The 887-nt window shown below is 64.1% G+C and carries 1 protein-coding gene; it reads left to right on the top strand.

The genetic code is table 11. The features are described from left to right. On the top strand, window positions 1–887 hold an 887-nt coding region (locus tag AC0L2A_RS36235), incomplete at both ends, for an efflux RND transporter permease subunit (RefSeq protein ID WP_473612977.1).

The raw sequence follows: 887 nt of genomic DNA, 5'->3' as shown, positions 1-887 counted from the left end.
TACCGGCCGGCCGGTGCGGACGACGCCGTCGACATCAGGCTGCGCCTGCCCGAGGACCGGCGCACGCTGTCGACCCTCGACGACCTCAGGGTGCAGACGTCGCAAGGGTCGGTGCCGATCTCGAATTTCGTCGTGCGCAAGCCCGAGCCGACCGTCGGCATCCTCAACCGCATCGACGGCGCGCGCACCGTGGTCGTCCAGGCCAATGTCGCCGCCGGCGAGCAGGTCGCTTCTGTCCAGCAGCAGGTCAGCCAGGCTGTCGCCGATATGGATCTCGGCAGCGGCATACGCTGGAAGCTTGCCGGCTCGAACGAGGACAGCGCCGAGGCCAGCGCTTTCCTCAGCAAGGCCTTTGGCGCGGCGATTTTCCTGATCTTCCTGGTGCTTCTGATGCAGTTCAACAAGTTCACCAGCGTCTGGCTGGTGCTGTCCTGCGTGGTCATGGCGACCGTCGGCGTGTTCCTGGGATTGCTGTTGACTGGAGAGGCGTTCGGCATCGTCATGTCGGGCATCGGCGTCATCGCGCTGGCCGGCGTGGTGGTGAACAACAACATCGTGCTGATCGACACCTACGACCGGCTGCGCGAAGAGGGCTGGGACAAGATGGACGCCGTGCTGCAGACTTGCCGCGAACGTGCCCGCCCGGTGGTGCTGACGGCGGTGTCGGCGATCCTCGGCGTGCTGCCGATCGCTTTCGGCCTCGGTCTCGAAATCTTCCATCACGAGACGACAATCAACGCGCCGTCGACGCAATGGTGGATTTCACTGTCCTCGGCGATCGTCTTCGGCCTGTCCTTCGCCACCTTGCTGACTCTGGTGGTGACACCGTCGATGCTGATGGTGTTCACGCGCAGCAAGAACAGCCGCTTCTATGCATTCTTCCGTCG

The organism is Mesorhizobium sp. WSM4844 (genome assembly GCF_055811775.1).
This window is presented reverse-complemented; position numbering and strand designations above follow the sequence as displayed.